This window comes from Maridesulfovibrio spiralis (SeqCode), from assembly GCF_048571135.1.
Taxonomy (GTDB): Bacteria; Desulfobacterota; Desulfovibrionia; order Desulfovibrionales; family Desulfovibrionaceae; genus Maridesulfovibrio; species Maridesulfovibrio spiralis.
Genome location: NZ_CP182344.1, coordinates 3571420 through 3593867, shown reverse-complemented (window position 1 = coordinate 3593867; position 22448 = coordinate 3571420). Strand labels below are relative to the sequence as shown.

At 45.7% G+C, this 22448-nt stretch carries 22 protein-coding genes; 7 read left to right on the top strand and 15 right to left on the bottom strand.

Annotated features, from left to right (window positions below; translation table 11 throughout):
• Window positions 1-38 precede the first annotated feature (38 nt).
• From ACNI29_RS16070 to ACNI29_RS16055, 4 genes are all read right to left on the bottom strand, one after another.
• Window positions 39-431 carry a ferredoxin-thioredoxin reductase catalytic domain-containing protein gene (locus tag ACNI29_RS16070; RefSeq protein WP_419782116.1) on the bottom strand — a complete coding sequence of 131 codons (393 nt, stop codon included), beginning with the start codon at window positions 429-431 and terminating at the stop codon, window positions 39-41.
• Between the two features lie 140 nt (window positions 432-571).
• Entirely contained in the window at window positions 572-1276 is a 705-nt protein-coding gene (locus ACNI29_RS16065) for an HAD family hydrolase (protein WP_419779388.1), read from the bottom strand.
• 111 nt (window positions 1277-1387) lie between these two features.
• Window positions 1388-2068, bottom strand: a complete 681-nt coding sequence (locus ACNI29_RS16060; protein WP_419779387.1) for a 4Fe-4S binding protein — start codon at window positions 2066-2068, stop codon at window positions 1388-1390.
• A 71-nt stretch (window positions 2069-2139) separates the two neighbouring features.
• Window positions 2140-2994, bottom strand: coding sequence for an AraC family transcriptional regulator (locus tag ACNI29_RS16055; protein WP_419779386.1), 855 nt, complete (start codon window positions 2992-2994; stop codon window positions 2140-2142).
• A gap of 223 nt (window positions 2995-3217) precedes the next feature.
• On the opposite strand from ACNI29_RS16055, the gene ACNI29_RS16050 reads away from it, so the two are divergent.
• From ACNI29_RS16050 to ACNI29_RS16040, 3 genes are all read left to right on the top strand, one after another.
• On the top strand, window positions 3218-3595 hold the full coding sequence (locus ACNI29_RS16050; protein ID WP_419779385.1) for a PH domain-containing protein: 378 nt from the start codon (window positions 3218-3220) through the stop codon (window positions 3593-3595).
• 205 nt (window positions 3596-3800) lie between these two features.
• Window positions 3801-5639: a UbiD family decarboxylase gene (locus ACNI29_RS16045; protein ID WP_419779384.1), complete on the top strand. Its 1839-nt coding sequence runs from the start codon at window positions 3801-3803 to the stop codon at window positions 5637-5639.
• A gap of 181 nt (window positions 5640-5820) precedes the next feature.
• Window positions 5821-7110 carry a hypothetical protein gene (locus tag ACNI29_RS16040; protein WP_419779383.1) on the top strand — a complete coding sequence of 430 codons (1290 nt, stop codon included), beginning with the start codon at window positions 5821-5823 and terminating at the stop codon, window positions 7108-7110.
• A 138-nt stretch (window positions 7111-7248) separates the two neighbouring features.
• Here ACNI29_RS16040 and ACNI29_RS16035 read toward each other — a convergent pair whose 3' ends face one another.
• The 5 genes from ACNI29_RS16035 to glnH form a co-directional block, all read right to left on the bottom strand.
• Window positions 7249-7746: a hypothetical protein gene (locus ACNI29_RS16035; protein ID WP_419779382.1), complete on the bottom strand. Its 498-nt coding sequence runs from the start codon at window positions 7744-7746 to the stop codon at window positions 7249-7251.
• Window positions 7747-8033: 287 nt separating this feature from the next.
• The gene (locus ACNI29_RS16030; RefSeq protein ID WP_419779381.1) at window positions 8034-8606 is read right to left on the bottom strand and encodes an EF-hand domain-containing protein; all 573 of its coding nucleotides are present in this window, start codon (window positions 8604-8606) and stop codon (window positions 8034-8036) included.
• 147 nt (window positions 8607-8753) lie between these two features.
• Window positions 8754-9485 (bottom strand): amino acid ABC transporter ATP-binding protein, encoded by a 732-nt coding sequence (locus tag ACNI29_RS16025; protein ID WP_419779380.1) that lies wholly within the window; start codon window positions 9483-9485, stop codon window positions 8754-8756.
• A gap of 4 nt (window positions 9486-9489) precedes the next feature.
• On the bottom strand, window positions 9490-10158 hold the full coding sequence (locus tag ACNI29_RS16020) for an amino acid ABC transporter permease (protein ID WP_419779379.1): 669 nt from the start codon (window positions 10156-10158) through the stop codon (window positions 9490-9492).
• 76 nt (window positions 10159-10234) lie between these two features.
• On the bottom strand, window positions 10235-10978 hold the full coding sequence (gene glnH, locus ACNI29_RS16015; protein WP_419779378.1) for a glutamine ABC transporter substrate-binding protein GlnH: 744 nt from the start codon (window positions 10976-10978) through the stop codon (window positions 10235-10237).
• A gap of 818 nt (window positions 10979-11796) precedes the next feature.
• Here glnH and ACNI29_RS16010 point away from each other — a divergent pair.
• The 3 genes from ACNI29_RS16010 (at window position 11797) to ACNI29_RS16000 (ending at window position 16471) form a co-directional block, all read left to right on the top strand.
• Window positions 11797-13983 carry a glutamine synthetase III family protein gene (locus tag ACNI29_RS16010; protein WP_419779377.1) on the top strand — a complete coding sequence of 729 codons (2187 nt, stop codon included), beginning with the start codon at window positions 11797-11799 and terminating at the stop codon, window positions 13981-13983.
• 146 nt (window positions 13984-14129) lie between these two features.
• Complete coding sequence (locus tag ACNI29_RS16005) at window positions 14130-14672, top strand: hypothetical protein (RefSeq protein WP_419779376.1); 543 nt, start codon at window positions 14130-14132, stop codon at window positions 14670-14672.
• Between the two features lie 260 nt (window positions 14673-14932).
• Window positions 14933-16471: a methyl-accepting chemotaxis protein gene (locus tag ACNI29_RS16000; RefSeq protein ID WP_419779375.1), complete on the top strand. Its 1539-nt coding sequence runs from the start codon at window positions 14933-14935 to the stop codon at window positions 16469-16471.
• 57 nt (window positions 16472-16528) lie between these two features.
• Here the strand turns inward: ACNI29_RS16000 and ACNI29_RS15995 are convergent, their stop codons facing one another.
• Window positions 16529-16756 carry a YgdI/YgdR family lipoprotein gene (locus ACNI29_RS15995; RefSeq protein WP_419779374.1) on the bottom strand — a complete coding sequence of 76 codons (228 nt, stop codon included), beginning with the start codon at window positions 16754-16756 and terminating at the stop codon, window positions 16529-16531.
• 83 nt (window positions 16757-16839) lie between these two features.
• A complete protein-coding gene (locus tag ACNI29_RS15990) occupies window positions 16840-18513 on the bottom strand; it encodes a CgeB family protein (protein ID WP_419779373.1) in 1674 nt (557 codons plus the stop codon).
• A gap of 146 nt (window positions 18514-18659) precedes the next feature.
• Between ACNI29_RS15990 and ACNI29_RS15985 the strand changes: the two genes are divergently transcribed.
• Window positions 18660-19352: a CatA-like O-acetyltransferase gene (locus ACNI29_RS15985; RefSeq protein WP_419779372.1), complete on the top strand. Its 693-nt coding sequence runs from the start codon at window positions 18660-18662 to the stop codon at window positions 19350-19352.
• Between the two features lie 68 nt (window positions 19353-19420).
• On the opposite strand, the gene ACNI29_RS15980 is transcribed toward ACNI29_RS15985, so the two are convergent.
• From ACNI29_RS15980 to ACNI29_RS15965, 4 genes are read right to left on the bottom strand one after another with little or no spacing between them, the layout of a single operon-like run.
• Window positions 19421-20044, bottom strand: coding sequence for a 2-oxoacid:acceptor oxidoreductase family protein (locus tag ACNI29_RS15980; RefSeq protein WP_419779371.1), 624 nt, complete (start codon window positions 20042-20044; stop codon window positions 19421-19423).
• Window positions 20044-20880 carry a 2-oxoacid:ferredoxin oxidoreductase subunit beta gene (locus tag ACNI29_RS15975; protein WP_419779370.1) on the bottom strand — a complete coding sequence of 279 codons (837 nt, stop codon included), beginning with the start codon at window positions 20878-20880 and terminating at the stop codon, window positions 20044-20046. The genes ACNI29_RS15980 and ACNI29_RS15975 overlap by 1 nt, the downstream gene beginning before the upstream one ends.
• A 2-nt stretch (window positions 20881-20882) precedes the next feature.
• Window positions 20883-22034, bottom strand: coding sequence for a 2-oxoacid:acceptor oxidoreductase subunit alpha (locus ACNI29_RS15970; RefSeq protein WP_419779369.1), 1152 nt, complete (start codon window positions 22032-22034; stop codon window positions 20883-20885).
• 11 nt (window positions 22035-22045) lie between these two features.
• Window positions 22046-22375 carry a 4Fe-4S dicluster domain-containing protein gene (locus tag ACNI29_RS15965; protein WP_419779368.1) on the bottom strand — a complete coding sequence of 110 codons (330 nt, stop codon included), beginning with the start codon at window positions 22373-22375 and terminating at the stop codon, window positions 22046-22048.
• Window positions 22376-22448 lie beyond the last annotated feature (73 nt).

Genomic DNA, 22448 nt, shown 5'->3' with positions numbered 1-22448 from the left:
AGCCTGTGTCCGTTTTTCACAATCAAATTTGAATCTGCTTAATTAGGCAGCTTGCGATGCATTTTTTCCGGTGCAGGATCAGCGATATCGCCATAGGTCTGGCGACCTTCATGATCTTCAGGAAGATGCTCTGTCACAGGCATGCCTTCTTCGTTAACAAACAGCATGCAATGACAGTACTTATATGTCTTCATATCTGAACAGGGACAAAGCCATTCGCGCTCCGCAACAGCCTGCTGCTTATCAGGATAAAAACGGCAGGGACAAAGGGGTCGCTTCAAGTCATCCAGATGCATCGCCAGTCCGGTTGTAACCGCATCAGAAACATCCTTCATGGGATGAAGGTTCAGCCCAGTGCGTTCACAATACTTTTCCACATAAGTGGCGACCAGTTTTTCATTTTTTTCTGTAGGCTTAGACAAATCTTTCACCATAGAGATTGATAGTTTTTTAAAAAATAGCACAAAACCGCATATAAACATTTTCGTGCTCAAGCAGCGGTTTATTAGCATTCATTGCAACAGAAAGAAAGGAGAAGTTATCTGCAAAAATTTTATAGAATCCCACAGAATCAAAGACGTGTCAAAAGAGGAAGCAATTCCATAATATTACTGAGTTCAATATAATCCCGTCCGCAAAGATCCTCCTTGCAGACGACCTCATGCACCCATGTAGTATGAAAAGGAATATGTGCTGCACTCGCACCGATACAGACAACAGGCAGGACATCAGACTTAACGGAATTACCTACCATCAGGAATTCATTACAACTAATATTATGCTCGCTGAGAATACGCCTGTAAGCGGCTTCATCTTTCTCTGGAAGAATTTCAATCTGCTCAAAATACGATGACATACCGGAAAGATCTATTTTCCGCTGCTGTTCGGCAAAATCACCTTTGGTTATCATAAACAAGCGGTAGTCCGGCTCCAAAGCGCTTAAAACGTCTTTAACGCCTGCTATTGGCTCCACAGGTTTAACAAGCATATCCCGCCCTATCTCAATGAGATAATCCAACTCAGAGCTTTTAATTATGCCCGGAACAACTATATTAGCCGCCTCAATCATTGAAATGACAAAACTCTTCACCCCGTAACCGAACACAGGAACATTAAGGGACTGGGTCCGCTCCAAAACATTCAGAAACTCTTCTTCCGGAACGTAAACAGACAAAAGCCGCGCAGCAGCAGCTTTAGCCTGATCAAAAAAAGTCTCATTGACCCACAAAGTATCATCAGCATCAAAGGCCACAGCTTTGATAGTTCCATAAAACATTCAAATTCTCCTTGCGCAGAAATTAAGCACTGACGGCAGCAAGTCAAATTAACCACGAAGAAGGCACGGCCCTTTTCGAACCGTGCCTGATAAAATCCTACAATCCCGCAATTAGATGGTCAGCGAAAAATCGATAGCTTCAGCAGGACAGACCTGTATGCAACTGCCGCACTCATCGCAGCGAGAACCGTTCACCCTGTACCCGTCTTCACTCTCAATTGCTTTGAAAGTACACGCCGCCATACATTCGCCGCAGCGGACACATTTATCAGGATCTATTCTAACGCCTGCATCATTAAACTCTCCGCCTCCAAATGCGAAGCGGGTCCGCAAAAGTTTATGGTCACGGTGTTCCATTTCAAAATCAAAATCAAAAATCTCGCCCTTTCCTTTATATATACAGAACAGACGGATAGATGGATAACGAGCATGATCCTCACGCACATATTCATGGATAGGGCTCCCTGCCGCTGCCTTTTCACGCAACTCATCCATAGGAACCTCGCGGGCTTCCCCGGTTATCCGCAGAGTATATCCCGGGGGGAAATAGGGCTGTCCATCTTTATTTTTGCCTTCTTTACGGCTGGTAGGATAAATCCCGCATATGGAAATCTGCGGATTTGCTTTCAGCTGCCGGAAAAATGGTTTCACATCCATAGTAAGGAAATATAGTCCTTCATCATCACCGCCGCAAAGACTTACTATGCGGCTATGCATAGTTTCACCCTCAAGTGTGGTCATGCTCAGGCAACCGATCTTCTCAGCTGCTTCGGTTATCTCTTTCAAAGTCATCAGCTTTCTCCTTGTCTGGGAATTAAACTGTGTACTTTCTATTAACCGGGACCAGCGAAGAGAAGGCGATATTATGCTAATTGCTGGTACTTTCCTCTCATGTGTTCACGAAAGACGGATGGACTGAAACCTGTTTCGCGCTTAAAAAATTTTCCAAAATATGAAGGATCTTCAAACTTCAATTCATAACATATTTCTGAGATATTGAGATCGGAATTGGCAAGCATACGTTTAGCAGAGGTTACCAGCTCATTTCGCACTATCTGCCCCGGAGTCAGACAGGTGGCTTCTTTAATCACCGCACTAAGTCTGCTGACACTGATATTCATGAGCTCTGCATAATCCTGCACTCGTAACTGCTGACTATGATCAGCAGCGACCAGCTTTTTGAATTCTCGGACAATACGGTTCTCAGCCCGAGCACCCGGCCCACTCAAACGGTCAGCAAACATTCGCTGCAATCCGATCATGAAAATATGAAAGTATGACCGAAGAACGGTTTCAAATCCGGTCTTACGCTCACTGAATTCCCGGCAAAGGCTGAATAGAACCCCGGACAACTCAGCCTTCTGTCCCGACGAAAGCATAAACATGGGGGAATTGACCACGCTGTTGAAAAATTCCAACTCAAAGGCATTATGAACCGGGGCTTCCGGTGACTTCAGGAATTCATCGGTAAAAACCATAACAAAGCCATCAACACTGCCATCCGGATTCCACAAATGAAGCTGCCCCGGAGAGACAAAATAGAGAGAGCCTGGAATAATATCATATGTCTCAAAATCAATAACACAGCTTCCGGAGCCGGAAGACACATAATGCACTACATAAAAATCATGCATATGAGGCTCTTGGACATCACTGATCGGGCATCCGGTACCGTCGGTAAAGGGATAAATCTTAAAACTGGTATCTATACCAATCAATTCGTCTGCTTTGTGTAATGTTTGGGTCTCTTTCATACGGTTGCCATTATCATTTGCTCTGAACAAGCATCAAGAACAAAAAACATACTTTTTAACCGAATTCACATAGATATCCGCAATACGTTTATCATTGAGATGTTTCAGTTGAAAAATGAAGATTAATATCCAACTATATGATAAAGTTGAAACATCACTCGTAAAACAAATTAAATATGGAGTAATTATGGGAATTCTTGACGGCTTGATGGGCAACGCATCTGAAATAAGCGTTGAAGATGTACAGGAAGAGCTCTCCCCTATTCTTGCAGACAGTGAAAAGGTTGAGCGGGCTTTCAAAGTTATCCGCGACATGTACGTTTTCACTACAGGACGTTTAATCCTCATCGACAAACAAGGGCTAACAGGTAAAAAGGTCGAATATATGTCCATACCGTACAAATCCATCTCGACCTTTTCTGTAGAAACTGCCGGACATTTCGATATGGATTCCGAACTTAAGATGTGGGTATCAGGACGCCGGGACCCGATTCTCAAAGAGTTGAAAAAAGGCAGTGACGTTGTGGGCATCCAGAAACTGCTGGCAAATAAACTCCTGAAATAGCATCTGCCAGCACAGTTGATTGCCGCAGACTCATATTAGCTGGGACATACGCATTTTGTTATTAGGAAGAATATTTCCGATCATGTAACAATATACAAAGCCTGCCGTAGCCGGCAGGCTTTTTTAACTGATAAAACTTGATTACCGCCAGTTGAATCCCTACACTCTCCGCACGCAAATAATTCCAGCAAAGGATAAGAATATAATGGGATACAAAAACACAAAAGAATGCCTTGATGCTCTTGAAGCCAAGGGAGACCTGTTAAGAATAGATCAGGAAATCGACCCGAATATTGAAGCAGGAGTCATCCAGCGGCGCGTATTTGAGGCCAAAGGACCTGCCCTGCTTTTTACTAATGTAAAGGGTTGCAAATTTCCCATGGCCGGAAACATTTTCGGTACCAAGGAAAGATTGAACTTCATCTTCCGTGATACAATTGAAACCGTGGAACGATTGATGAAGCTGAAAATGTATCCCATGGAAGCTATCAAACGGCCCTGGAAATACCTCGGCGCGCCTCGCACGGCCTATCACACCATGCCGCGTAAACTTTCTGAAGGGCCGGTCACCGCCAATGAAACAACTATTTCGGAACTACCACAGCTGAAATCATGGCCTATGGACGGCGGAGCTTTTGTCACCCTGCCGCAGGTATATTCCGAGAGCCCGGAAAATCCCGGTTTCGCGGGATCAAACATAGGTATGTACCGGGTGCAGCTTTCCGGCAACGAATACACCAACACCGAAGTCGGGCTGCACTACCAGATTCACCGCGGCATCGGGCATCACCATGCACAGGCCTTGAAAAAAGGAGAGCAGCTCAAAGTTAATATAGTTGTCGGCGGTGCTCCGTCCATGACCATTGCCGCTGTAATGCCCTTACCCGAAGGATTAGCTGAAATTTTCTTTGCCGGATCACTGGGCGGCCACCGCATCCCTATGGTGGTGCGTCCAAATGGGCTGCCAGTACCTGCCGAGGCTGATTTCTGCATCTGCGGAACCATCAGCAATGAGCAAAAACCGGAAGGACCATTCGGAGACCATATCGGCTACTACAGCCTGACTCACGACTTCCCGGTCCTCAAGGTTAATAAAGTCTACCACCGCAGCGATGCAATCTGGCCTTTCACTACAGTTGGACGCCCTCCGCAGGAAGATACCATGTTCGGTGATTTCATCCATGAACTTACCTCAGAACTGGTTCCCTCAGTCTTTACCGGAGTTCATGAAGTCCACGCCGTAGACGTGGCCGGGGTTCATCCATTGCTATTGGCCGTAGGCAGCGAACGCTATGTACCCTATGCTGAAGAACGCCAGCCGCAGGAGCTGCTGACCAACGGCATGGCTCTTTTGGGGAACACCCAGACGGCACTGGCAAAATACCTCTTCATCGGCGCAAAAGAAGACATGGAGCATGGCGAGAACTGCCACAATATTCCTGTCTTCTTCAAACACATGCTTGAACGGGTCAACCTCAAACGAGACCTGCATTTCATTACCCGCACCACCATCGATACCCTCGATTATTCCGGCATGGGCTTTAACGAAGGCTCCAAGCTGATCTTTGCAGCTGCCGGTTCAAAAAAACGTGAGCTGAGCAACGAAGTTCCTGAGTTGCCCACTCTGCCCGAAGGATTTAGTGCGGCTAAGGTTTTCAGCCCCGGCATCTTATTACTCAAAGGAAGAAAAAGCGAAAAAGCACGCGGTGAGCAGGACCCGCAAATGGAAAGACTGGGAGAAGCTCTGTGTCACTCCAAAGGAATCGAAGGATTTCCTATGGTTGTTGTGGTTGATGATCCTGACTTCTGTGCAAAGAACTGGGAAAACTTCCTCTGGGTCACCTTCACCCGCTCTGATCCGGCAGCCGATATATATGGAGCAGGATCCTTCACCAAAGCCAAACATTGGGGTACTGAAAAGTCTTTCATAATTGATGCCCGCATGAAAAGTTATCAGGCTCCGCCGCTCGACCCGGCCCCGGAAGTCGAAAAAAAGGTTGATGAATTGGCTGCTCCCGGCGGACCTCTTTATGGTATAATATAACGACCTAAGTTTCGAACCAAACACCTGAGAAGATCTGTCCTGTCGTGGGGCTGATCTTTGGGTGTTGCCAACATTAATAAAGTTACACCCTTAAAAACAGCTCATTATCCTTGGAATAATTTATGCATATATCTAGTTGAAACATAATTATGTCAAAATTTTGCCTCACAGGAGGCCGGATATGGTTAAACAACATCGAAACAACCTTTTCAATGACTGTGAATTAAGCGTCATACTGGAAAATATATACAGCAGCATTCTGACACAGGTTGAAAATGTTCCTGCGCAATATTTTATCACTGCTTCAGACGATAAAATTTTGAATAAAATAGTTAAACAGAACACCATCAACCAGATAGTGCTGCATGAAGAAAGAATCCACATATGCAGGCCGGCTTTGTGCCGAATAACCGCCTCCGGGAGACTATATCTTGGGAAGAATAAGGATGATCTTAGAGACTCGAAAGATGCGATGCTTATTCGGGTGGAAATACCCTACTCCGGTGACACGAGACTGCTGCTCAGCAGGCCCAGCATGCACTATGCCCACGGTGGACCAAGCTTTACCATCAAAGATGACCGCATAATCAAACATTATATCAGGCCGCTATATTCAGACCCGACCGCCTTCAAAAAAAATTTCCTGCGTAACTTTGAAAAGATACAGGAATACCTCAAATGGCAAGCGGAAGACATAACTCTTTTTGAGAAGAAGCTTAAAAGACTGGTCCGTGAAACCATTTTGCGCAGACGTAGACGAGAAGGTATAACGCCCCTGCGTCTCGACCCCAGACCCGGAACAACAATATTTAATCCTGTACATACCAAAAAGAAACTTACTCTTCCTCAGGCACTTCCGGACAACGAAAAGCCCCCCATCATCTCAGACATAGACTTCATCAACGCAATCCGCGTCTTGCGTCACACAGGTAATAGCTTTGAACGCACCCCTGCAATCTATGGCATCCATAATGATCAGGATCTACGCAATATACTTGTTTCAAATCTCAACACCCACTTCGCAGACAACAACAATCAGGACCTATTCAGCTCAAAAGGTAAAATCAACTTCAACATAAACATTGATGACAGATCTGCATTATGCGGAAAATGCTTCAGCTGGCACTGCACAGAAGGATTGGTATATAATATCAACCAACTACTGAACAAATCCCTGTGGCCATCATGCAAAATTGTGCTCGTCTTATTTAATAGATCTGAATCTGACTTTTCAAAGCTGACAAACAAGGTTCATTCTATATTCACCACTCATCAGTGTTATATAGAAAAAGATGAGCAGTTCTCTGAAACAGAATGGAAGACCACCATGCATGCACACGGAAATACAGAACAGAAACACTGGGTACACTTTATGCTTTTCAACCTATTCGTCCGAAAAGATGGCCACATAATGTTTCTGAATCAAGCAGAACGAGATTTCTTTACAAAGCTATACTCTGATATTTCTTAATCCGGAATAAACATCAACTAGACTCTACCCGGCGAAATCACCATCTCAATATATAAGTTCTTCAGTAACCGGGACATCAATATAAGCAAGGATCTTCGAGTAAACACAAAGATCCTTGTTTTTTAATTCAGAAAGGGACTAGTTGGTCTTACGTTCCCGGTCATAATCAGTAAGATAGTCAGGCAACTTATACAGCCAACTGAAAAATTCACTGAGAGGATTGGCAAAGGCTCTTCGTTTTACGCTTGTTTGGTCAGACAACAGAACTGAAAACAAACGGACAACCTCAGCATGACTCTCGATTCCAACCTTCCCACCATCAACATCAGCAATCAAGCGGTTTAGGCAGCTCAAAAGCTTTAGTCCTATTTTATCGTCAGGAGAAAGCCTGACCGCAAGTACAGTATGAAGTTGCCGAAGCTTTGCAACAGCCATATGCGCTGACGCACTCTTCGCACACCCCCCGAACTGCCTTGGGGTATAATTGGTAATCATCAAAGCCATCTTGCGCATATCTTTGCGCCAAAGCAAAAATTCTTTATTCGCTCCCCTACCCTGCTCCCGCGCCTGCAACAGGGCATAAGCCAGACCAAATCCCCCAATACCAGCCAGAAGAACAGCCCAAGCATCACTCATAATCTCCCCCACACCAGCTTATGATTATTGATTAATTTAATCAGACTATTTCATGTGCTGTCATTTTTTTCAATCGTAAAACGCAGTTGGCATTAAAAGGAATCCAATATCAAATTAAGTAATTATACGACTCAAAAAAGTAACAATTAACCCCAATCACCAACCCAAAAAATATCAAAAACCGTCTCAACAACCATAAGAATTGGGAGCAATAACCATACTAAAAACTACTAAAAGAAAGAAGGCACGAACCGAAATCCGTGCCTTTAAACTCAACATAATGTAAACTATTTATCTTTCTTCCATTCTTCCCATTCTTTTTTGCTCAACTTACCGTCCTTGTTCAAGTCTGCTTCACGCATAATCCGCTCAGCATTCAAAGGATAAACCTTCACGATTTCAGAACGGATGATAGTCTTGTTACCATCTTTATCAATATCAACGAAGGCGCGAGCAAAACGAACTCTTTCCATGGAGTATTGTATCACCTTGGCTTTACGCCCACTTTCAAGATAGTAAAGGGACATTCTCTCTTTACCCACCATCTTACCGAAAGTGTACCCATCGTCATGCTCAGCAAAATAAAGACCACCATCTTCGTCTACGACACCGCTGAATCCTTCAGTAATCAGATTTTCTTTATTTTCGGCAAACCATGCTTTATTGCCAGTGAACAGCTTGCCTTCCTGCTTTTTGATGACGAATACAGCCTTACTTTCTTTAAGTGTTCCGTCTTTAGCGATCATCTTCACAAGACCAACCCATGTTCCACGCAACTCAGGGCAACTGCCGGCGACAGCAAAAGAACTCATCAAAACCAAAGCAAGAACGACCACACTGCTACTAAGAAACTTCCTCATGTAATCTGCCTCCCGAATTTCAAATTTAAAGATACTATTGTTATTTAGCAAAGAACAGAAGACGTCAACCCATAGGAGCAAACAAACACACAACAAAAAAGGCAGCCCGAAGGACTGCCTGTTAATAAAAAACTATATATATTGAGGCTATATATGAGAAAAAACCTTTCCGAGAAAGTCTTTTAGCCTCGGATTCTTAGGGTTGGCGAAAACTTCAGTAGGATCACCTTCTTCCTGAATGACGCCTTCATCAATGAAAATAACACGGTCAGCAACTTCCTTAGCAAATCCCATCTCATGGGTAACCACGATCATGGTCATGCCTTCTTTGGCCAGCTTCTGCATTACCTCAAGCACCTCCCCAACCAGTTCAGGGTCAAGCGCGGAAGTAGGTTCATCAAAAAGGATAACCTTGGGCTGAAGAGCCAGAGAACGGGCAATAGCTACACGTTGTTTCTGACCGCCGGAAAGCTGTTCCGGATAGTTACGGGCTTTATCTTTCAGACCAACTTTATCAAGCAGCTTAAGGCCAAGTTCATCAGCATCACTCTTGGATATCTTACGAACCTTAGTAGGACCGAGAGTTACGTTCTCAAGAATGGTCATGTGCGGGAAAAGATTGAACTGCTGGAAAACCATGCCAGCTTCGGTGCGCACTTCGTTGATGTTGGTAGCCGGAGCCATGATGTCATGACCGTCTACGATAATAGTACCGGAAGTCGGTTCCTCAAGTTTATTGATGCAGCGCAAAACGGTAGATTTACCGGACCCGGAAGGCCCGATGATACAGACAACTTCACCGGATTCAACTTTAAGGTCAATACCCTTGATAACTTCAAAATTGCCGAAACTTTTATGAAGGTTCTTAATCTCAATCATCTCATTACCTCCGGGAAGTATTCAGCTTTTTTTCAATACGACGCATCACGTACGCGATTGAAAGGGTCATAACAAGGTAAACACAGGCAACGGCAAGGTATACCTCAAAAGCGCGGAAGTTCACGGATGTGATTTCCTGCCCTGTTCTCATAAGCTCACCGACACCAATAACCATAAGCAGGGAAGTGTCTTTAAGGCTGATGATAAACTGGTTGCCAAGGGGCGGAATCATACGTTTGAGAGCCTGCGGCCAGATAATAAAACGCATGGTCTGCGCATTGGTCAGACCGATGGAACGACCGGCCTCAAATTGCCCCTTATGAATTGACTGAACTGCACCACGCACGATTTCGGCAATATAAGCACCTGAGTTAACTGCAATGATGACAATACCGGCGGTCATGGGTGGAATACGCATTCCAACAGCCATGGGAACACCGTAATACAGGAACATAGCCTGTACGAGCATTGGTGTCCCCCTGATGGCTTCAACGTAAATTCCGGCAATTTTTCTGGTGAAAAAGTTGCGGGAAAGTTTCATCAAACCCGCTGCACTTCCAAGCAGGAAGCCAAAGAAAAGACCGCCGATTGTGATCTCAATTGTAAGTTTAAGACCACGCACAAGCATGGGAAATGTGTCCCAGAAAACTGTAGTGTCAAATGCAAATGCCATTACGACCCCTGTTTAAAAAATAATGAAGGGCGGCAACAAGGCCGCCCTATTGAACATCTGATAATAGCTGATCAGTCTATTTAGGCTCAGTACCGAACCACTTTACGTACAGTTCGCGGTAGGTACCGTCTTTGCGCAGCTCTTTGAGAGCAGCATTAACTTTGGCAACAAGTGCGCTTCCTTTGGGGAAAGCAATACCGTACTGCTGACCGTTGTAAAGAGGGCCAACAACCTTAACCTGACCTTTACCAGCCTTGCGCATGAAGTCAGCGATGACGGGAGAGTCAAAAATAACTGCGTCAGCACCGCCAGTCATGAGTTCCATGAACATAGCGTCGTTATTAGGGTAAAGTTTAACTTCTTTAGCGTTTGCAGACTTTGCGAAGTCTGCGGAAGAGGTGCTCAGCTTGGTGGAAATGTTTTTGCCTTTGAGGTCTTCAATACCATTGATGCTGTTGTCGTCCTTTTTAACGAGGATGAGCAGACCGGAGTTATAGTAACCATCGGAGAAATCAACTACTTTAGCACGTTCGGGCTTGATGGTGATACCGGCGATACCTACGTCCAGCTGGTTGGACTGCAGACCGGGGATAATGCCGTTGAAATCCATGGGCTGAAGGTCATAATCAGCACCGATCTTGTTGGCAATGGCTTCCCAAAGCTCAACATCGAAACCGGTATGCTTTCCGGTAGCAGGATCTTTAAATTCGAAAGGAGGGAAGCTGGTGTCACAAGCAACAGTAAGTTTACCCGCGAAAGCAGTTCCGACCATGGTTGCGGTAATCATAGCAGCAACGATGAGTGTAAGCAGTTTTTTCATGAATCCTCCGAGAATGAAACATCATTTCTAAAAAATACCTTCATTAAAATAATGAAGATAGACCGATCAACAGGAAAAGAACCAATCGATTATTTGTCGAAGGTGAGAAAATTAGCACTTTCTGCGACTAAACTCAAGAAGTTAACCCAATAACGCTTCATTAGAAAATTAATCAAATCTTAAAATATAGCTAACAAATCAAAAATACACGCATTTTATGCCAACATTATTTCTTGATCAACTAATCAACCAACAACAAGGTAAATTAATAATAACTACAGTTACACGCGTTCATTATTTAAAATATACCAACGCGCTTCGCGGCCAAAAACTCGAAAAAACCGAAACAGTTTTTTGGTCATATTCACCCCAAAAAACAAAAAATGACCCTATGCTGAGTCTAAACCAAATAATTTATAATTTGGGGCTGACAACCCATATATATTAATGTAGCTTCACCCCGTACAAAGACGGGCATCCATTCTAGAGCCAATCATGACGAATAACTGCTAATTTTAAGCATCTCACCACTATATGTAGTACTTTTTATACAATATTGTAATATACTCACCTCAAAACAAGATACTTTCGAGAAATGCTTACAATTTTGTAACACACTTTTCGATTCACCATGAACAATTCTACATTTTTGTAATTTCTGACTAGCGAATCAACCAACCAAACCACACAAGACACCGAAATATAATACTTTTATATAATTGGCACATCAAATGCTTCATTCTGTGCAGATTTGATGAAAGCCCAAAATTCTTCGCCTACGAAGATCACCAATAAAAATATTCAAGGAGTTTTTTCAAATGAGTTCAAACACCTCCCGCCAGGGTGCGATCACTGCAGTGACCAACTACTCTACCCCTGAAGCATCCTTCAGCTTTGCCGAATCCAAACCCACCGAACTCTTCGGCTGCAATGTCTTCAACGACAGCGTAATGAAGGATAGACTTCCTAAGAAAGTCTACAAATCCTTGAAAAATACCATTGAAGAAGGTGCTGCCATTGATCCTTCCATCGCCGACACCGTTGCAAACGCAATGAAAGAATGGGCAATGGAAAAAGGTGCAACCCATTACACTCACGTTTTTTACCCCCTGACCGGACTGACCGCAGAAAAGCACGACAGCTTCATCTCCCCCGACGGCAACGGCAATTGCATTGCCGAATTCGAAGGAAAACTGCTCATTCAGGGTGAACCTGATGCTTCCAGCTTCCCCAACGGCGGCCTGCGAGCCACTTTTGAAGCTCGTGGTTACACTGCATGGGACGTAACCAGCCCCGCCTACATCCTTGAGAACCCCAACGGAACTTTCCTGTGCATTCCCACCGCATTCATTTCCTGGAAAGGTGAAGCACTGGACAAAAAGACACCTCTTCTCAAAGCTACTCAGGTAGTCAACACCTCCGCACAGCGCATCCTGAAAATTTTCGGTGACGACTCAGGCAACCGCGTTGTATCCAATGCAGGCCCCGAGCAGGAATACTTCCTCATTGACCGCAACTTCTACTTCGCGCGTCCTGACCTCATGATGTCCGGCAGAACCCTTTTCGGCGCCAAGCCCGCTAAAGGACAGGAACTTGACGACCACTACTTCGGCGCAATTCCCCGCCGCGTTCTTTCTTTTATGATGGACGTAGAGCACGAACTCTACAAGCTGGGCGTTCCAGTTAAAACCCGTCATAACGAGGTAGCTCCCGGACAGTTTGAAATCGCTCCTGTCTTTGAACAGTCCAACATTGCTACCGACCACAACCAGATGATCATGACCACCCTGAAAAGCGTGGCTAAAAAACACGGCATGGTCTGCCTGCTCCACGAGAAACCTTTTGCAGGAATCAACGGTTCCGGCAAACACGTGAACTACTCCCTGAGCTGCAACGGCCACGGATCTCTTTTCGATCCGGGTGAGAACCCCACCGAGAACGCACAGTTCCTTATTTTCTGTGCCGCTGTAATCCGCGCTGTACACATGCACAGCAAACTCCTGCGCGCAGTGGTTGCCAGCGCTTCCAACGACCACCGTCTCGGTGCAAACGAAGCTCCCCCGGCAATCATGTCCATCTTCCTTGGCGAACAGCTCTCCGAAATCTTTAACAAGATTCAGGAAGGCAATTCCCCGACCCCTACTTCCACAGGCTTCCTCAAAGCAGGCGTAGACACCCTGCCTCCGCTGCCCAGAGATGCCGGAGACCGCAACAGAACCAGCCCGTTCGCATTCACCGGTAACCGTTTTGAATTCCGTGCAGTAGGCTCCAACCTCTCCATCGCCGGTCCTCAGGTTGCATTGAACAGCATGATGGCTGAATCCCTCGATTTCATCGCTGACGAAATTGAAGCATTCATGGGCGGCGACAAGTCCAAACTGAATGACGCTGTAAACAAAGTCATAAAAGATATCATGGACGCCCACGGACAGGTTGTCTTTAACGGCGACGGTTACTCTGAAGAATGGCACAAAGAAGCAGTAGAAGAACGCGGCCTGCCCAACCTGCGCACCTCCGCAGACGCAATCCCCGAGATTGCATCTCCTTCATCAGTAGAAATGTTCACCAAATACGGTGTATTCACTGAAGAAGAGCTGGAAAGCCGCAAAGAAATCTACCTTGAGCAGTACAATCAGGCTATCGTCACCGAAGCTGCACTGGTAACTAAACTCGCAAAGACCCACATTCTTCCCGGTGCAGTTCGCTACCAGAAAGAACTGGCGGAAACCTGCGCTGCAATGAAAGAAATCGGTGTAGAATTCACTACCGGAACCCTCGAAGACCTTACCGCCAAGTTGCGTGGCATGCAGACAGCCAACATCGAACTTGAAAAAATTATGAGTGCTAAACCTGAAGGTGATATTGAAGAAGAAGCAAAATATCTCTGCTGCACCGCACTCCCCGCAATGCTTGAAGTACGTAAATACGCTGACCAGCTTGAAGAAGTAGTCGCAGACGACCTTTGGTGCCTGCCCAGCTACTCCGAAATGCTCTTTATCAAATAAAATATCAATTACTGCCATATCCTTAAACTTAGAAAGGCCCCTGTTTCAAACGAAACAGGGGCCTTTCTTTATATATTCTTTACAAATGCATGATTTTGTATATATCCAAAACAATTATAAAGACATTTTACCCAACGGAGGAACAAATGGTCAAAAAAGTACTGATATTGCTCATAGCGAGCCTAATGCTGGCCTTCACTGTAAATGCTGCTTCTCCGCTGACCGGAGATCAGGTCGAAAGAGTTATTAAAACACTGGAACAACTCGACCCTTTAATGGAGCAGATGGAAGAAGAACTTGAAGAATCCGGAGAAAGTGACGCCGACCCTCTCGACCCGCAGATGCTGCACAAAGAATTTGCCATGCTGTACGGCTACTCCCCACAGGCCAAACGAATTATTGAAGCCAATGGCTTTTCCTACAAAACCTGGCCCGATACGGCTGGTCGTGTAGTTAAAGCTTTTGCTTCGATCGCTATGGAAGAAGATACCGATGTGGGTATGGAAGAACTGGAAACTGCCATCGCTCAGATGGAAGCCGACCCGAATCTTACCCCGGAACAAAAGAAAATGATGAAAGAACATATGCTTTCATCCATCAAAACCGCAAAAGCTATGATGAAAGCTCCGGAAGAAGATGTGAAGGTTGTGCGGCCCTATTTTGAAAAACTGGCCAATACCATGGAATAGTAACAATTTGCCCAAAAGAAGAGGCCGTTAGGCCTCTTCTTTTTAATTAATGAATTTCTGACACACTTAAAATACTGAAAAAACGTACCTTTGAACCTACACACCACTTTCAGTAATAGAATTGAGACATTCTGACCCACATTTCACTCCCAAAAGCACTCCTTTCTTCACTTGCCACTTATAAATCCTTTGATAGCAAAGACATGGCACTGAATATGCTTCCTATAACCAGGTCCTAAATTTGTTTACAGGGAGGTTATATGACCAAACGTTTGTATACCAGTATTGCAATTATCGCCCTTTTACTGAGCACTGTTATCTATCTTACGCCAGACCAGACATCCAAGATTATAATTCTATTAGCAACTCTAGGTTTACTGGCTCTCGGCTTGGTTGTACAACGCCATATAATCAAACCAATTAAAGTTCTCACTAATGAAGTTAATAGAATTGCTGAAGGGGATTATACTCCCATACCGCACCACAACTATATGGTCGAACTAGGAACCCTGGCTGGAAAAATCGAGATTCTCAACAACATACTCAATGAAAAAGTAGGCATGAGCGAATCCATGCTGAAAAACATCATGACTCCCATGGTCGTAGTGGGAGTGGATGGAAATATACGCTGGATGAATGAAAGCATTATCAATCTGATTGAAGAAGATGGTAAAGTGGATGATTTCATTGGTAGCGATTTTTCAACATTTTTTTATGGAACAAAACAGGAAACCGTTTCGGAAAAATGCCTGCAGGAGCAAAAAAAACAATTTGTTAAAGGACAAGTTGATGGGCGTAAAGGAACTACTAAATATATCTCAGTAGCCTCTTCTCCTATTTTTGATTCAAGGGCCAACCTGCTCGGTGGATTCACCACAATAATGGACTTTACCAATATCAAATTAAAAGAAGACTTTATTACTGCACAAAATGAGAAAATCGCCCGTGGAGTTGCGGACGCAAGCAAAATTTCTGAACAGTTGGCCGGAACATCCGATGAGATCAGCTCTGAGACACAGAATTCGAGTCGAGGCATTCAGGATCAACAGGTAAGAACCGAAGAAGTCGCGACTTCTATGGAGCAGATGAATTCATCGATCCTTGAAGTCTCAAGAAATTCGAGTGATGCAGCGCATATGGCCCGCCAGACTCAAGAAACAGCCGATAACGGTTCAGAAATTGTTGAAAACGTCATCGGAGTGATGAATGAGGTTAACCAGAAAGCCGGGAACCTCAAGCAGGAAATGGGCGCACTGGACACACACAGCAAAGGTATCACAACAATTATGCAGGTAATTTCGGACATCGCTGACCAAACCAACCTGCTGGCCCTGAACGCAGCCATTGAAGCCGCCCGAGCCGGAGAAGCCGGTCGCGGATTTTCCGTTGTAGCCGATGAAATTCGCAAACTTGCCGAAAACACCATGCAGGCCACCAAAGAAGTCGGTAATTCCATCCAGGCCATTCAGAACAGTTCCCGCAAGAGCACTACCGCAACGGAAGACACACTGATCAGCATCCAGCAGGCTACAGAACTTTGCAGTGAAGCAGAAGAAGCTCTGAAACACATACTTAAAATGTCAAAAGAGACAGCCGGACAAGTCGAGGGCATTGCAACCGCAGCTGAGCAGCAATCAGCAGCGAGTGAAGAAGTAACCAAAGCCATTGATGCCGTGAACAATATTGCGGCGCAGACATCAGACTCTATGAGCATGGTGGCTGGATCAGTAGCTGAGCTGGCCTCTTTGGCCACCAATCTTGATGATTTCATGAACAAAATGAGGACCCAAGACGCATAATCAAAAAGCCGGAATCTCAAAACATAAGATTCCGGCTTCTTACTGCAAAAATAAATCTTATTTCATATTTTCCTCAATCTTCTGCACATCTTCGCGCTTAATTGTAGTCGCCTGCCCATCAACATTCTCATATGTATAAGTATTGGATTCTTTGTCATATTTAGGAGCACCGATACTTACAGAAGTCGAACCGTCTGTCATGGTGATTGTATGGTGCTTGGAACCACAACCGGCAAAAACCAACAAACCACCGCACAAAATAACTGCAATAAAAATATTTTTCATTTCCCACTCCTTATGTTGTTTTGCAAATCATATCAAAAGATCGGCTCTACAACAATCCGCTAAACGCATTAGAAGACTGAAAATCAGCCAAATGTCTGGCGCATTTTTTCGAACAGCAATGAAAGCCTGTGTTCATAGGTGTGTTCAGCGAGTATTCTTCGACGCGCAGCAGCAACAATTTCAGCTCGCCCGGCATCATCAGACAGCCATTTGTCCAACAAAGGCCGGATCTCGGAAATATCCGAATATGATACAATCTCACGGCCCGGCTCGAATAGCGCTTCCATCTGCTCCCGGTAATCGGTCAACACAAACCCTCCGCTTGCAGGAACATCAAACACCCGTTGATTAACTGCCCCTTTCATCTGCCTGCTGGTACAGTTAAACCCAATTTTGGACATGGGATAAAATGCCGGAAGATCATTATAATAATCCAGCGAAGACAAATACCGCCAGCCTTGACCGGGCAATAGCTTATGCCAGCCTTCATCGCCGACAATAAGCGGATTGAAAGGTAGTAACTCCTGCACACAGGATAGACGGTAACGACGCGTAGCCTCCCATGTAATCAGAGCTTCGAAGGAAAGTTTTTGTTCATCGGTGCTGAAATTCTCCATCTGAAGCAGAATTTCTGGGTGTCTATTTCGCAAAAATTCCTCAACGGAAAGCTCAGCCCGTTCACCAAACTCAGCCGCAAGTACTGGAAAATCGTGGAGCAGATCACCGCTGATACCGCTTGAGAGCGTGTATTCTTCAACCGCGTTAACCATGGAATTCCCAAGGAAAGACACATCCGCCCGCCATTCATCACGCCCAGCAAAGCCCGGCTTAAACCGCTCAACGTCTGTTGCCAGCGGCAAGTAGAAGACATTCTCAAAGCCCTTCTCACGCATGATGTCCAGATTCCCGGCATCATAAGTAAAAATAGCGGTAAAATCGGGTAGAACATCCGCGTACCGGTAGAGAATAAGATGAGGATTATCCACAAACCATGAAGCCAGCGGAAGCTTCATTTTCAGCAGCAGGTCGGTAAGCCTGCCCTCACGGTCTACCCCAAAATGGTTCACGGTCAGCACCAAATCGGGCTTGAACTCCACCACTGCGCGCAAAAGATCTTCAACAAATCCATCTCGCACAGTATCCCCGGAGCCGATATCAACACTGCGGAACTCAATCCCCAGCCTTTTCAACGCGGAAGTAATCTCACCCATCAAGAAATACGGGCGATTGAAAAAGAGTACCCGGGGTTTACTACTCCTGAATTTAGGATAATCAGCTTCAGCCCAAAAATCCGGCAGAGCAGATTCCTGTTCATTCTCAAGAGTATTGCCGATTGCAATGTACCATTTCGGGTCCAGCCGTTGGTACAATGGAATCTTCAAGATATGTAGAGCACCGCCTCCGTTATTTGCACGCCACTCACGAACCTGATCCAGAACCTGTGCGGGATCACCACTAAGCCAGAGAACTTGAGGATGATCACGCAACTTATCCGCACCGGAAACTTCACCAATAAGCGGATCATTATCCAGCACCGCCACAGGACCGGATTTCAGAAGATCCCCGATGCAAACGCCAAGCCCGGCACCGAGAACAACAGGTAGCTTTCCTGAACCTACTGTTTGAGCAAGTGACAGCTCTCGCTCCGCCCCTTTGCGGCCCCAAAGATGCCATACTTTACCATCCACATGGATACGGATATCCGCAACCTGTTCCTTATCCAACACTGGTTCGACTGTATAAGCTCGTTTCGACATATAAATTATGTATGTCATTACAGCCCACTGCACAATGGTTAAGCTGAATTTTCAATGACGTTCAGATATTTGCGGACTTGAGGTTCATTGGTTATAGCTGGCCCATAAGTTAATTTACACACAACCAAATATGGACAGACATAAATATGAGCACCGACGCACTAAAAACCGAAAGCAAAATGGAATTTCTGGACCTCGCAACATGGGAGCGGTACGAGCACTTCAACTTTTTCCAATCCCTGTGCACCAGCCGCTACGGATTCACCGTGCAGCAGGACGTGAGTGAACTTTTCAATTACCGCAAAGAGCAGCAGGCAAACGGTTCCAAGCTACGCTTTTCCGACATGCTCTACTATCTGGCGACCCGCGCAGCCAATGATGTCCCAGAATTCAGAACCCGCATAGTTGACGGCAAACCTGCCATCTTCGATGTCATCCATCCGGCCTTCACCTACATCCCGAAAGGACGTAACCTGCACGCAAACTGCCTATGCCGCTTTGGACAAGACTTCACCGAGACCGCTGGCAACATCGAAATTGCCCGACAGACCGCAGACGAAAACCCCACCCTCACTCCCTCTGGTGGCGAAAAGCCCAACCTTTTCTATTTCAGCATTGTAAACGGGGTGGCCTTCACATCTGCAAGCAACCCTTGGGGAGATTGTACTGTGGATTCTGTTCCCCGTATCCTGTTCGGACATATTACTGAAAATGATTCAGGCAGAAAGACCATGCCCGTAGCTGTTGAAGCCCTGCATGGACTTATGGACGGCAAACATTTCGGAGACTTTTTCCAACGGTTCGATGATATGTGCAAAGAGCCAGAAAAATATTTATAAAATTTTACAAGAAATAAAAAAACTCCAGCCTGAGCTGGAGTTTTTTTATTTATGATATGTCTGATTGCTTAAATTGAATCATAATCAAACTCTTCGTCTGAAACAATCACCGAATTTGCTTTCCAGAGTTCTTCGGGATCTCCGAAGTTCTTTTTAGCTTCACGGTATCCCATATTGAAAGCCTTTACGTTAATATCCTTGATTTTCGCAGGAAGCACATCTTCAAGATTCTTGCGCATGGTCCGCTGCTGGGCAAAAGGCAGCAAATAAGTTGCTGCACCAAGTACAATGGTGTTCATGGCCTGAATCAAACCGAGCTTGTCTTTGGCGAGCTTGGTAAACGGCAGACCAATAAACTGGTTTACCGGAGGCTGCTTGACCAGATCGGTTTCAATCATGAGCAAACCACCGGGCTTCAGGTTGCGGTAGTACATATTACACGCTTCCTGACTTAGCGCGATGAGCAAATCCACGGATTCAGCCTTGGGGTAGCTGATCACTTCAGAACTGACAACAAGATCGGATCGGCTTGCGCCGCCACGAGCTTCCGGGCCATAACTCTGAGTCTGGGTAACAAAATAGCCATGACCCAATGCAAGACCGGAACCCATCACCTTACCCAGCGTCAGGATACCCTGACCGCCGAGACCGGAAAGACGGATTTCAAATCTGTCCAGAGGTTGATTTTTCATTATACACCTCCCTGACAATTCGCGGCCATTTCATAGAATTTTTCTTCCAGCCCTGGCTCTTCCTTCTGTACGAATACACCGGAAGGAACCTTCTTGGCCTTCTCCGCTTCGCTGAGCTTGTTGTAACGGTCAATATCGATGACATCTTTCTTGAGCATCTTGTACATATCCACCGGGGTTCTGTACTTATTCTTGCGACCATACTGAGTATGACAAGGAGTCATAATCTCTACGACACCGAAACCGGGATTGCTGATACCGTCCATGATCATCTTATCCAGCTTTTTAACATGGAAGACTGTACCACGAGCGACATAGTTAGCTTTGGCAGCAGAACAGAGTTCCACACAGTCAAAACTCTGTTCCATCTGGCCCATAGGTGTGGTCATGGAGAAAGAACCGGACGGCGTTGTGGGTGAACACTGACCGCCGGTCATGCCATAGATATTGTTATTCAAAATCAGCGCAGTAACACCGATATTTCTACGTGCAGCATGGATCAGGTGGTTGCCACCGATAGCCATGGAATCACCGTCACCCATGACGACGATAACATGCATATTCGGCTTTGCCATCTTGATACCGGTAGCGAAGGTCAGCGCACGACCATGCGTGGTGTGCACGGTATTGAAATCAACATATGCTGCCAGCCTTCCGGAACAACCGATTCCGGCGACCACGCAGACCTCGTCCTTTGAAAGACCGAGACCATGAATGGAGCGGATCAATGACCCAAGAACAATACCATGCCCGCAACCAGCACAGAAAACATGCGGAAACTTCTTATTATGCCTTAAGTACTCATGAATGAGTTGTGTACCTTTCATATCAGCCATGACTACACCCGTGTTAAGACTTTGAGGATTTCAGCCGGGGTAATGATCTGTCCGTCCACCTTATTGATGGTCCGTACACTTACCTGACCGTTATTGACCCTTTTCACTTCTCTGGACATCTGCCCCATATTCATTTCCGGCACAACCAGAGTGTGCGCTTTGGTCATAATCTTTTCAGTTGCCTTGCGCGGATATGGGAACAGAGTTGAAAGCTTCAGCAATCCGGCTTTAACACCGAGATCACGAGCCTGTTTTACAGCCAGTTCAGCAGAACGGGCCACTGTGCCGTAAGCAATGACGACAACTTCAGCATCTTCGGTATCCACTTCATCTACCAGTTGCACATCATGCAGGAACTGATCAATCTTACGGAAAAGCCGCTCATTAAGATCACGGACTTCATCAGGACGCGAAGTCGGGAAACCGTTAGTGTCATGGGTCAACCCTGTCACATGGAACCGGTAACCGGAACCGATGGACGGCATGGGCGGAACGCCGCGCACAGTCTCCTCATACGGCTTATACCATTCAGGAGGCATTGTCGGAACAATGCGGTTAAAGACTTCAAACTCATCCGGGTTGGGGATGATAATCTTCTCACGGGTATGAGCGGTAATCTCATCAATAAGAAGGATTACCGGCGTGCGGTATTTCTCCGCAAGGTTAAAGGCCTCAATGGTATTATCAAGACATTCTTGAACATTAGAGGCGGAAAGAACTATGATTGAGTGGTCACCGTGGGTTCCCCAACGGGCCTGCTGCACATCTCCCTGAGCAGGGGATGTGGGAAGACCGGTACTTGGACCACCGCGCATGACATTAACAATTACCAGCGGTGTTTCAGTGATACATCCGTATCCCAGATGCTCCTGCATGAGCGAAAAACCGGGTCCGGAGGTAGCGGTCATGGCTTTCCTGCCTGCCAGTGACGCGCCGATGACTGAGCCGAGTCCAGCGATTTCGTCTTCCATCTGGATGAAAGAACCGTTGGGAATCAGCGGCAATCTCTGAGCCATGATTTCCATAATCTCCGATGAAGGAGTAATGGGATAACCACCGTAAAAGGTACAGCCTGCCAGCAAAGCACCTTCTACAACAGCTTCATTGCCCAGAGCGAAAATCTCTTTATTTCTTTTTTTTCTAGGTCTGGCCATGGAAGTTCACCTTATCCCTTTTGCTTACCGGAAGCGCTTTTGTCAGCAGCTCCGACGGACGCAGCAGACTTCTCGTTTTTCCGAGCGGACTTTTCGAGAACAGCCCTGCATACCGCAGGAATATCATCATCAACCTTGGGACGAACCATAATTGCGAAATCCGGACAGTGCAGCTCACAGAATCCGCAATTAATACATTCTTCTTCCCTGATGACGACCGCTTTTCCCTGATCGTTCAATTCCATGACTTTTGCCGGACAGAAGGCTGCGCAGATGCCGCATCCCTTACACCAGTCCGGGAAAATCGTAACCGTGCTATTTCCCTTACGTTTGACACTCATAACCTGATCCAGGTTGAGGGTGACTATAAAATCCGCTCCACAACTCCCCTTGAAACGGATCAACCTTGCCAAT

What these genes read in the sequence shown, in the direction of transcription:
- ACNI29_RS15985 (WP_419779372.1), top strand. Translation starts at nt 18,660, where the DNA reads ATGAGCACCGACGCACTAAAAACCGAAAGCAAAATGGAATTTCTGGAC.
- ACNI29_RS15995 (WP_419779374.1), bottom strand. Translation starts at nt 16,756, where the DNA reads ATGAAAAATATTTTTATTGCAGTTATTTTGTGCGGTGGTTTGTTGGTT.
- ACNI29_RS16025 (WP_419779380.1), bottom strand. Translation starts at nt 9,485, where the DNA reads ATGATTGAGATTAAGAACCTTCATAAAAGTTTCGGCAATTTTGAAGTT.
- ACNI29_RS15980 (WP_419779371.1), bottom strand. Translation starts at nt 20,044, where the DNA reads ATGAAAAATCAACCTCTGGACAGATTTGAAATCCGTCTTTCCGGTCTC.
- ACNI29_RS16065 (WP_419779388.1), bottom strand. Translation starts at nt 1,276, where the DNA reads ATGTTTTATGGAACTATCAAAGCTGTGGCCTTTGATGCTGATGATACT.
- ACNI29_RS16010 (WP_419779377.1), top strand. Translation starts at nt 11,797, where the DNA reads ATGAGTTCAAACACCTCCCGCCAGGGTGCGATCACTGCAGTGACCAAC.
- ACNI29_RS16045 (WP_419779384.1), top strand. Translation starts at nt 3,801, where the DNA reads ATGGGATACAAAAACACAAAAGAATGCCTTGATGCTCTTGAAGCCAAG.
- ACNI29_RS16040 (WP_419779383.1), top strand. Translation starts at nt 5,821, where the DNA reads ATGGTTAAACAACATCGAAACAACCTTTTCAATGACTGTGAATTAAGC.
- ACNI29_RS16035 (WP_419779382.1), bottom strand. Translation starts at nt 7,746, where the DNA reads ATGAGTGATGCTTGGGCTGTTCTTCTGGCTGGTATTGGGGGATTTGGT.
- ACNI29_RS15990 (WP_419779373.1), bottom strand. Translation starts at nt 18,513, where the DNA reads ATGTCGAAACGAGCTTATACAGTCGAACCAGTGTTGGATAAGGAACAG.
- ACNI29_RS16060 (WP_419779387.1), bottom strand. Translation starts at nt 2,068, where the DNA reads ATGACTTTGAAAGAGATAACCGAAGCAGCTGAGAAGATCGGTTGCCTG.
- ACNI29_RS16020 (WP_419779379.1), bottom strand. Translation starts at nt 10,158, where the DNA reads ATGGCATTTGCATTTGACACTACAGTTTTCTGGGACACATTTCCCATG.
- ACNI29_RS15970 (WP_419779369.1), bottom strand. Translation starts at nt 22,034, where the DNA reads ATGGCCAGACCTAGAAAAAAAAGAAATAAAGAGATTTTCGCTCTGGGC.
- ACNI29_RS16030 (WP_419779381.1), bottom strand. Translation starts at nt 8,606, where the DNA reads ATGAGGAAGTTTCTTAGTAGCAGTGTGGTCGTTCTTGCTTTGGTTTTG.
- ACNI29_RS16005 (WP_419779376.1), top strand. Translation starts at nt 14,130, where the DNA reads ATGGTCAAAAAAGTACTGATATTGCTCATAGCGAGCCTAATGCTGGCC.
- glnH (WP_419779378.1), bottom strand. Translation starts at nt 10,978, where the DNA reads ATGAAAAAACTGCTTACACTCATCGTTGCTGCTATGATTACCGCAACC.
- ACNI29_RS16050 (WP_419779385.1), top strand. Translation starts at nt 3,218, where the DNA reads ATGGGAATTCTTGACGGCTTGATGGGCAACGCATCTGAAATAAGCGTT.
- ACNI29_RS15965 (WP_419779368.1), bottom strand. Translation starts at nt 22,375, where the DNA reads ATGAGTGTCAAACGTAAGGGAAATAGCACGGTTACGATTTTCCCGGAC.
- ACNI29_RS15975 (WP_419779370.1), bottom strand. Translation starts at nt 20,880, where the DNA reads ATGGCTGATATGAAAGGTACACAACTCATTCATGAGTACTTAAGGCAT.
- ACNI29_RS16000 (WP_419779375.1), top strand. Translation starts at nt 14,933, where the DNA reads ATGACCAAACGTTTGTATACCAGTATTGCAATTATCGCCCTTTTACTG.